A 10,003-nucleotide genomic window follows, 5' to 3' on the forward strand; every position below is an offset into this window, starting at 1 on the left:
TATCATTACGAATGATTTTTTTGCTATAAATAAATTGTGTCAAAAATACACATAAAATGAAGAGTACATACACAATAGGAGTTGATTACGGAACCGATTCTGTAAGAGCATTGGTAGTGAATACCCAAACAGGTGAAAGCATCGGAACGGCCGTGCATTATTATGAGCGATGGAAAAAAGGTCTTTATTGCAATCCGTCGATTTCTCAATTCAGACAGCACCCACTTGATTACATCGAAGGACTCGAAAGTGCCATCAAAGGTGCTTTGGATGGACTTTCGGAAGAAATAAAACAAAATATTGTAGGTATTTCGATTGATACAACTGGCTCAACGCCTGTGGCAGTCGATGAAAACGGAACTCCCTTGGCGATGCTTCCTGAATTCTCCGAGAACCCCAACGGTATGTTTATTCTTTGGAAAGACCACACTGCTAATGCCGAAGCCGAAGAAATAAATCAATTGGCTCATCATTGGAATGTTGATTTTACAAAATATGTGGGTGGAATCTATTCTTCTGAATGGTTTTGGGCAAAGATTCTCAGAACTCTCCGAGTTGATGAAAGTATTCGTGAGAAAGCCTTTTCGTGGGTTGAGCATTGCGACTGGATTTCGGCGGTTTTGACTGGCGAAACCAATCCACTTACGATGAAACGCTCCCGTTGTGCGGCAGGTCACAAAGCCATGTGGCATGAAGAATTTCAAGGACTTCCGTCGGAAGAATTTCTTACCAAACTCGACCCACTTTTGTCAGGCCTACGTGAGCGACTTTTCAGAAATACTTACACTTCTGATGAATCTATGGGCAAAATTTCAGCCGAATGGGCTTCAAAATTAGGTCTTTCAGCAAATGTGTCGATTGGTGTTGGTGCTTTTGATTGCCACATGGGGGCAGTCGGTGCTGAAATCGAACCTTATGATTTTGTGCGAGTGATGGGTACTTCAACCTGTGATATGCTCATTGCTCCCAACGAAGAAATTGGTCATTTACTCATCAAAGGAATTTGTGGGCAGGTCGATGGTTCTATCATTCCGAATATGCTCGGAATGGAAGCGGGGCAATCAGCCTACGGCGATTATTATGCTTGGTTTCAGCGAGTAATTACCGAGCCAGTGCGTGAACTTTTGGGCGAAAAAGCAGCCGAAGAATTAGCTCAAAAACTAATCCCTTATTTATCAGAAAAAGCTTCGCTCCTACCCATTTCAGAAAATGACCCAGTAGCAACCGATTGGATTAACGGACGACGTACTCCTGATGCTAATCATGAATTAAAAGCTGCATTTATGGGCTTGAATTTAGGAACCGATGCCGTCAAAATATTCAAAATGATTGTAGAAGCAACGGCTTTTGGTTCGAAAGCCATCGTGGATAGATTTATCAGTGAAGGAGTGCCGATTAAGCAAGTAATTGCTATTGGAGGAGTTGCAAAAAAATCACCTTTTGTAATGCAAACACTCTCGGATGTGCTGAATATGCCAATAAAAGTAGCCAGTTCCGACCAAGCTTGTGCCTTAGGAGCAGCTATGAATGCTTCGGTGGCGGCAGGAGTTTACACTAACCTGCAAGATGCTCAAAAAGCAATGGGTTCGGGTTTCGATGCTCGATACGAACCACGTACTGAGTATGTGGAAGTTTATCAAAAGTTGTATGATAAATACCAAAATTTGGGGAAATACACCGAAAATATATAAGCCATTGTCAGTGTCCTCACTGACAATTTTCCTATTTCTGTGTCATCAGCAGAGACACTGACAGCAAAATAATAGAATTAAACTTTTTATTGAGCAGAGCCTGAAAATCGGATGATATTTTGAAGACTGAGGAAGAGAAACAAGCAAAACGTTGGTGTCCAAGACAATATTCATAGCCTATTGATTCGGGTCATTTAAAATATCGTCCATGTCTTGGTCAGTCCATTGATTTGCTTTCCAAGCATCGTCTGCCATTGAAGAAAGACGTTTGGCAAAATAGTTACCCAGTAAATCTTTAATCTGAATGAGGTCTTCTTCTGCCACTTGATGCGAAAAAAGCCTAAGCAACTCTTGTTGAAGATTCGAGAAATATGCTTGTTGGTGTAACATAAAATTGATGTTTTAACAAAAATAATAAATAATATTTATAGAAAACAATGCTTGATTTAAAATCTTATGAAGTTTGGTTTGTAACAGGTAGCCAACATTTATACGGAGAAGAAACACTCCGTCAGGTTGATGAACACTCAAAAGTTATAGCCGATTCTTTCAATAATTCGCCAGAAATACCAGTAAAGGTAGTTTTCAAACCAGTTGTGAAAACACCTGACGAAATTCTTCAAATTTGCCGAGAAGCCAATGTGGCTCCTAATTGCGTGGGTATTATTACTTGGATGCACACGTTTTCTCCTGCCAAAATGTGGGTTCGTGGACTCACGGCTTTGCAAATTCCTTTGTTGCATCTTCATACGCAATTTAACCGTGATATTCCTTACAACGAGATTGATATGGATTTTATGAATCTGAATCAATCGGCCCACGGCGACCGTGAGTTTGGGCATATCATGACCAAAATGCGATTGAATCGCAAGGTTGTGGTTGGGCATTGGCAAGCAGCTTCGGTTCTCGAAAAAATTAATACTTGGGCTCGTGTTTCGGTGGCAAAATATAAAATGCAAACCATGAAAGTGGTTCGTTTTGGCGATAATATGCGTCAAGTTGCCGTAACGGATGGCGATAAAGTTTCGGCAGAAATGAAGTTCGGTTTTTCGGTAAATACGCACGCCGTAGGAGATTTGGTACAAGTAATCAATCAAATTTCGGATGCTGAAATTGGAAAACTGATTCAAGAGTACGAAGATACCTATGATTTGATGCCATCATTGAGCAAAGGTGGCGACCGTCGCAGTTCACTTTATGAAGCGGCACGCATCGAATTGGGCTTGAAAGCCTTCTTAGAAGATGGCGGTTATTCCGCCTACACCAATACATTTGAAGACCTTCACGGAATGCGTCAGCTTCCTGGAATCGGCTCGCAACGCATGATGGCGGCAGGCTACGGCTACGGTGGTGAAGGCGACTGGAAAACTTCGGCCATGGTGCATATCATGAAAGTAATGGCAAGTGGAATGAAAGGTGGAAACTCGTTCATGGAAGATTATACTTACCATTTTGATCCAGCCAATTCGATGGTTTTGGGTTCGCACATGCTCGAAATTTGTCCGACGATTGCTGCTCAAAAAGTAAAATGTGAAGTACATCCACTCGGAATTGGTGGCAAGGAAGACCCTGTTCGTTTAGTGTTTAATGCTGCTGCTGGCCCTGCTCTGAATGTTTCGTTGGTCGATTTAGGAAACCGTTTTCGCCTGATTGTCAATGAAGTAGAAGCGGTGGAAGTAACTGAATCTTTCCCGAAACTGCCAACGGCTCGTGCCTTATGGAAGCCACAACCAAGCATGGAAGTTGGCTTGCAAGCATGGATTTTGGCAGGTGGAGCCCACCATACGGTTTACAGCCAAAACCTAACTACCGAATACATCGAAGATTTGGCCGAAATGCTCGATGTCGAGTTGGTAGTGATTGATAAAGACACAACCATAAGAGGATTGAAAAATGAATTGAGATTTAATGAAGTTGCCTACAAATAATTTGGTAATTTAGGACAAAATCAGAACCTTAAATTCATTTCTTTCAATTAAAACCTATGGCAGATTCATTCAGTACGAAGATAGTTTCAGCAAGAAAACGCATTGCTTTAGTGGCACATGACAATAAAAAAGATGATTTGATTGATTGGGCAATTTATAACAAAGCCGTTTTATCGAAACATCAATTATTTGCCACAGGCACAACTGGAAGGCTACTCGAAGAAGCCCTTGATATTTCGGTGGTAAGATTGTTGAGCGGCCCACTCGGTGGCGACCAGCAAATTGGAGCCTTAATTGCCGAAGGAAAAATTGACATACTTTTTTTCTTTTGGGACCCCATGGAAGCCCAACCGCACGACCCCGACATAAAGGCACTTTTACGCTTGTGTGTGGTTTGGAATATTCCGATGGCTTGCGACCGTGCCACCGCCGATTATATCGTAACATCGGCATTGATGCACAAAGAATACGAAACGGCCGTGCCTGATTACACAAATTATACGAAAAGGAAAATTAAAATATAGGCAGAATTCTTTTTTGTCGATGAAGTTCTTTGAAATGTTATTCCAAGATTTTGGAGCTTGATTTCCACCCTAAAACGTTGACTTCTTGACGTTTGTAAGAGTCATCACCTCCAAAAATCAAATATTTATTCTGGATAAGATTAGGCATATGTTTCTCAAAATACTGGATTCCTTTGAAAAATTCGGTATTGATTGTTTTGCTTGATTTAATCTCAACAAGGTCGAATTTTGCGGCATTTTGTATCATCAAATCTATTTCGTTCTGATTAGAATCTCGGTAAAAATAGAAGTTTCGTTGTTGAAGGCGATGATAATTTGTTTTGAACATTTCGGCAATAACCAAATTTTCAAAAATATTACCTCTTAAATAATGGCTTTCTAATTGGTCAGAATGTTTGATATCTAAAAGAAATGAAAGCAAACCTGTATCCCAAAAATACAATTTTGGAGCTTTAATAAGGCGTTTGTTGATATTCTGGAAATAAGGAGGCAAAACAAATACGATGTAGGAGGTTTCTAAAATACTTAACCACGAACGAGCGGTATTCGACGAAATACCACATTCGTTTGCGACTGCATTTAGATTGAGTAACTGCCCAGCCCTTCCCGCACATAATTTCAGAAATAACCGAAATAGTGAAAGGTCTTTTACATTGATAATGGTCCGAATGTCACGCTCAACATAACTTTCTATATAGCTATCGTAAAAAAATGGAGAGTCGATTTTTCTATCATAAATACTTGGATAAAAGCCTTTAAAACAATGAGTTAGGTAATTATTTTCGAGAAGTTGTTGGGCATTCAATTCCGAAAAATCGAAAGGTAATAGCCTTAAAATAGCTACACGCCCAGCCAAGCTTTGTGTGATACTTTGTAACAATAGAAAATTCTGTGAACCCGAAAGAATATATTGCCCCATTATTTGGTCGTTATCTACTTTTCCTTGCAGGTAATTAAAAATTTGTGGTACTCTTTGGGCTTCATCGATAATTACATATTTATCATATTTTTCAAGAAAACCACGTGGGTCATTAATCGCAAATTCTCGATTATCAATATAGTCTAATGAAACATATTGATAATTTGGAAACATATTTTTCAATAATGTAGTCTTACCAGATTGCCTCGGACCAGTCAGCGAAATGATTGGAAACTTTGAAATTAAGTTTAAAATCGAGGATTCTATATTTCTTGGAATAAACATTTTATGTAAATTTTAAATTGAATTGCAAAATTACATAAAAATACAGCCTTAAAAAAATGAGCGAATATAAATCTTTAAAAGAAGAGTGTTTCGAGGCAAATATGATGCTGCCGAAACTGGGCTTAGTACTTTTTACATTCGGTAATGTAAGTGCCGTCGATAGAGAAAAAGCAGTTTTTGCTATCAAACCAAGTGGTGTTCCGTATGAATTGCTCAAAGCCGAAGATATTGTGATAATGGATTATGATGCGAAAGTCGTGGAAGGGAAAATGCGGCCGTCGTCTGATACAAAAACACACGCTCAATTATACAAAAATTGGGAAGACATTGGAGGAATTACGCACACACACAGTACTTATGCGGTTGCTTGGGCTCAAGCAGGAATGGATATTCCGATTTTTGGCACAACTCATGCCGACCATACGCATCATGATATTCCGTGTGCGGCAGTGCTGACCGATGAAATGATTCAGGGTGATTATGAGTTTGAAACGGGTAATCAGATTTTTGATTGTTTTGCAGAAAAGAAACTTTCGCACAAGGAAGTAGAAATGGTTTTGCTCCAAAATCACGGGCCGTTTACTTGGGGAAAAAATGCCGAAAAATCGGTTTATAATGCGGCAGTTTTGGAGGAAGTTGCTCGAATGGCCATGCTTACATTGCAAATAAACCCCAATACACCAAGAATAAAAGATACTTTACGCATGAAACATTACGAGCGTAAACACGGCAAAAATGCCTATTACGGACAAGGTTGTTAAACAAATTTACTACAAACATAAATCTTAAAAACAAATGAAATTTTTTATTGATACCGCCAATCTGGCCGAAATCAAAGAAGCAAACGACTTAGGGGTTTTAGATGGCGTAACTACCAATCCATCATTGATGGCAAAAGAAGGTATTTCTGGACAAGAAAATATTTTGAATCACTACAAAGCCATTTGTGAAATCGTTGATGGACCAATTTCAGCCGAAGTAATTTCAACTGACTACGAGGGAATCATCAAAGAAGGTGAGCATTTAGCTTCACTTCACCCAAATATTATCGTAAAAGTACCAATGATTAAAGATGGCATCAAGGCTATCAAATATTTTACTGACAAAGGTATTCGTACAAACTGCACCTTGGTATTCTCGGCTGGTCAGGCACTTTTGGCTGCCAAGGCTGGTGCAACTTATGTATCGCCATTTGTGGGTAGATTAGATGATATTTCGGTGGATGGTTTAGACCTAATTGCCCAAATTCGTTTGATTTATGATAATTATGGTTTTACCACACAAATTTTGGCTGCCTCTGTTCGTCATCCTATGCATATCATCAAGTGTGCCGAAATTGGTTCTGATGTAATGACTGGCCCACTGAGTGCCATTACGGCATTATTGAAACACCCACTTACCGACTCTGGTTTAGAGAAGTTTTTGGCCGATTATAAAAAAGTAAATGGTTGATAGGCACCCGCCTATCAACTTTTTTTGTTTGTCATAAAATCTATTCAATCGAACAAATTATGAAACTACAAACCCTTGGGTTAGTGCTTCTCGGCATTGGCCTTTTGCAAGTCGGATTTGCCCAGTCTTCCTCAAAACCTCAGAAAAATAATACAACAAAAGTGAATAAAATCGAAAAATTAGCTTTTGGAACACTGCCTAATGGTTCAAATGTTGATCTTTTTACGCTTCGTAATGCCAACGGCATGGAAGTACAAATCACCAATTACGGAGGAATCATCACAAACTTAACCGCACCCGATAAAAATGGTAAATATGCAAACGTTACCCTCGCTTGCGATTCACTGAAAGGCTACCTCAAAGGTGTGCCGTATTTTGGTGCATTGATTGGACGATTCGGTAATCGAATTGCCAAAGGCAAATTTACGCTCGAAGGCAAAGAATACACGTTGGCTACCAATAATAGACCGAATGCTCTTCATGGTGGAAGAAAAGGATTTGATAAAGTGCTTTGGGTAGCATCGCCAATTGATGCTACCGAACCACAACTGAAACTCAACTATACAGCGGCCGATGGCGAAGAAGGTTATCCAGGAAAATTAGACGTTGAAGTAATTTATACGCTTCAAAATGATAATTCATTAAAGATTGATTATAAAGCAACCACCGATAAAACAACGGTTGTGAATCTGACGAATCATACATATTTCAATCTTTCGGCTGATGCCAGCAAAGATATTCTCGACCATGAACTTACATTGGCTGCTGATAAATTAGTACCAGTTGACGCCACGCTCATTCCTACGGGCGAACTGACGGCCGTGGCAGGAACTCCATTCGATTTTTTGAAGCCTCATAAAATCGGTGAACGAATCAACGATGCCAATGATGCTCAAATTAAATACGGAAAAGGATACGACCATTGCTGGGTGTTTACCGATGCCAGCAATAAATTGAAAAATGTAGCCTCAGTTTACGAAGCAACATCGGGCCGTGTGATGGAAGTCTTCACGACCGAGCCTGCCATTCAGTTTTATTCGGGTAATTTCTTAGATGGTTCGGCCATTGTGAAAGGTGGAATTCCTGCAAAATTCCGTTCAGGATTTTGTTTAGAAACCCAACATTATCCTGACTCACCCAACAAACCAAACTTCCCAAGTACAGTTTTGAAGCCTGGTGAAACTTATAAATCGACAACTGTCTACAAGTTTTCGGTGAAGTAAAAACAGACACAATTCGTTCAAATGCCATAAAATCTAACTAAAGATTTTATGGCATTTTTGTTTTATAGCCAATAATGAATGGCTGTTTTACGGACGAGAAAAACTCATACATAGTCTTCACTTTTTCGCTTGCTTCGATTTTAAAAAACTAAAAAGTTTACAAGTACACAAAACTTTTGTACTAATTAAATATTACACTGAACACCCATGGTTTCTGTGAAATAATAACTAAATACGTATATATATTTAAGTTCTTGTCCTAAAAATGCTATAAATTCTACATATAGGCCTGTAAAACCCTACATTTCCTTAGTTAGCACAAAAAAATTGAACAATAATCGTGTAAAATTGACACTTTTTAAGAATACTGAACATTTGTAGTGCTTATTTAGTGAATTGTGCTACTCTATTTTTGTGTCTGTTCCTTACTTTGCAGAAGTAATTTTATATTATTTATTAAATGATTCATATTTATTAACTATGAAACAAATTGACTTGTACATTTCAATTTCTCGGAAAAAGTTGTATTTAGTTGTGGGAGGGATTTTACTCTTAATGGCATTTGCGAGCTTTTCGGTGAAAGCTCAGACTGTCAAAGGAACAGTAAAATCTACCACAGGCGAGACGATTCCTGGGGCAACAGTTACGATTAAAGGAACAACCCGTGGAGTGAATTCGGGAGCGAACGGAGAGTACACAATTACTTGTACTCCAAAGCAGGTTTTAGTCTTTAGTTCGGTCGGATACAAAGCCAAGGAAGTGGTGGTTGGTAATGAGAAAATTATTAACGTTAACTTAGAAGAAATTCTATCGGAATTATCGGAAGTTGTGGTTGTGGGTTACGGACGACAGAAAAAAGAAGGGGTTGTTGCATCGGTAACTCAAACTACCAATAAAGAACTTGAAAGAGCGGGTGGGGTTTCGAGTATTGGTGCGGCTCTGACTGGTAATGTACCGGGTTTGATTACCAATGCCAGTACTGGACTTCCAGGAGCGGAAGACCCACAGATTTTGATTCGTGGTCGTAGTTCATGGAATAATTCAGAGCCATTGATTTTGGTTGATGGAGTGGAGCGTCCGATGAATAGTGTGGATATTAGTTCGGTAGAAACCATTACAGTTTTGAAAGATGCTTCGGCAACGGCGGTTTTTGGTTCGAGAGGGGCAAACGGTGTAATTTTAGTTACGACCAAGCGTGGACAAACAGGCAAAGCTTCTATCAGAGCTACCGTTAACACGATTGTGAAAGCACCATCGAAGCTCCCACAAAAATATGATTCTTTTGATGCCCTGAGCATCAGAAATGAAGCTATTGAATATGAATTAGCTGCTCGACCAGAAGGCTGGAGAAATATTACGCCGCAAGCTATCATCAATAAATATCGCTTTCCTGCAAACTTAGCAGAAGCTGAGCGTTATCCGAATGTCGACTGGGAAGAAGCTTTGTTTAAGCCTTATGCTATTTCAAACAATGCAAACTTGAATATCAGCGGTGGAACAAATCTGGTGAAATACTTCACCAGTGCCGATTTCTTGCAAGAAGCAGACTTATTTAAAATCTATGACAATAAACGTGGCTACGAACAAGGTTTTGGCTTCAATCGACTTAATGTTCGTAGTAATTTAGACTTCCAACTTTCGAAAAGCACTTTATTTAAAACCAATTTATCGGGTTCGTATGCGGTTAGAAAAAGTCCTTGGGGCTTCACAGGTAGCCAGTATGGCCCATGGATTGATGCCTATAGTGCTGCACCAGACTTATTCTTACCTAAATACTCGGATGGTTCGTGGGGTTTTTATGCACCCAACCAAGCAAGAGCCGAAAACTCTGCTTTGAGCCTTGCTATTGGCGGTATTCAGTACCAAACCACTGCTCGTATTACAACTGACTTCACATTGGAGCAAGATTTAGACCGCCTCGTGAAGGGTTTAAGAGTTGCTGGAACAGTTTCGCTGGATAATACATTCGTAGAATCGAACC

General features: G+C 39.5%; 9 protein-coding genes. 7 read left to right on the top strand and 2 right to left on the bottom strand.

The window, feature by feature from the left end:
* Positions 1-56: 56 nt before the first annotated feature.
* The gene (locus ACOVO2_RS23220; protein WP_421772262.1) at positions 57-1,691 is read left to right on the top strand and encodes a ribulokinase; all 1,635 of its coding nucleotides are present in this window, start codon (positions 57-59) and stop codon (positions 1,689-1,691) included.
* A 177-nt stretch (positions 1,692-1,868) separates the two neighbouring features.
* Here the strand turns inward: ACOVO2_RS23220 and ACOVO2_RS23225 are convergent, their stop codons facing one another.
* Positions 1,869-2,081 (bottom strand): hypothetical protein, encoded by a 213-nt coding sequence (locus ACOVO2_RS23225; RefSeq protein WP_421772263.1) that lies wholly within the window; start codon positions 2,079-2,081, stop codon positions 1,869-1,871.
* A gap of 47 nt (positions 2,082-2,128) precedes the next feature.
* Between ACOVO2_RS23225 and araA the strand changes: the two genes are divergently transcribed.
* Both araA and ACOVO2_RS23235 read left to right on the top strand, forming a co-directional pair.
* Positions 2,129-3,619 (top strand): L-arabinose isomerase, encoded by a 1,491-nt coding sequence (araA, locus tag ACOVO2_RS23230; RefSeq protein ID WP_421772264.1) that lies wholly within the window; start codon positions 2,129-2,131, stop codon positions 3,617-3,619.
* A gap of 56 nt (positions 3,620-3,675) precedes the next feature.
* Positions 3,676-4,143, top strand: a complete 468-nt coding sequence (locus ACOVO2_RS23235; protein WP_421772265.1) for a methylglyoxal synthase — start codon at positions 3,676-3,678, stop codon at positions 4,141-4,143.
* A gap of 37 nt (positions 4,144-4,180) precedes the next feature.
* Here the strand turns inward: ACOVO2_RS23235 and ACOVO2_RS23240 are convergent, their stop codons facing one another.
* Positions 4,181-5,347 (bottom strand): ATP-binding protein, encoded by a 1,167-nt coding sequence (locus ACOVO2_RS23240; protein ID WP_421772266.1) that lies wholly within the window; start codon positions 5,345-5,347, stop codon positions 4,181-4,183.
* Positions 5,348-5,403: 56 nt separating this feature from the next.
* Here ACOVO2_RS23240 and ACOVO2_RS23245 point away from each other — a divergent pair, with 56 nt between their 5' ends.
* The 4 genes from ACOVO2_RS23245 to ACOVO2_RS23260 all read left to right on the top strand — a co-directional run.
* On the top strand, positions 5,404-6,108 hold the full coding sequence (locus tag ACOVO2_RS23245; RefSeq protein ID WP_421772267.1) for an L-ribulose-5-phosphate 4-epimerase: 705 nt from the start codon (positions 5,404-5,406) through the stop codon (positions 6,106-6,108).
* A 34-nt stretch (positions 6,109-6,142) separates the two neighbouring features.
* A complete protein-coding gene (fsa, locus tag ACOVO2_RS23250; protein WP_421772268.1) occupies positions 6,143-6,799 on the top strand; it encodes a fructose-6-phosphate aldolase in 657 nt (218 codons plus the stop codon).
* Positions 6,800-6,858: 59 nt separating this feature from the next.
* Positions 6,859-8,022, top strand: a complete 1,164-nt coding sequence (locus ACOVO2_RS23255) for an aldose epimerase family protein (protein ID WP_421772269.1) — start codon at positions 6,859-6,861, stop codon at positions 8,020-8,022.
* Between the two features lie 480 nt (positions 8,023-8,502).
* On the top strand, positions 8,503-10,003 hold a 1,501-nt coding region (locus ACOVO2_RS23260), incomplete at its 3' end, for a SusC/RagA family TonB-linked outer membrane protein (RefSeq protein ID WP_421772270.1).

It is taken from the genome of Emticicia sp. (assembly GCF_049241225.1).
In the GTDB taxonomy this organism is placed as follows: Bacteria; Bacteroidota; Bacteroidia; order Cytophagales; family Spirosomataceae; genus Emticicia.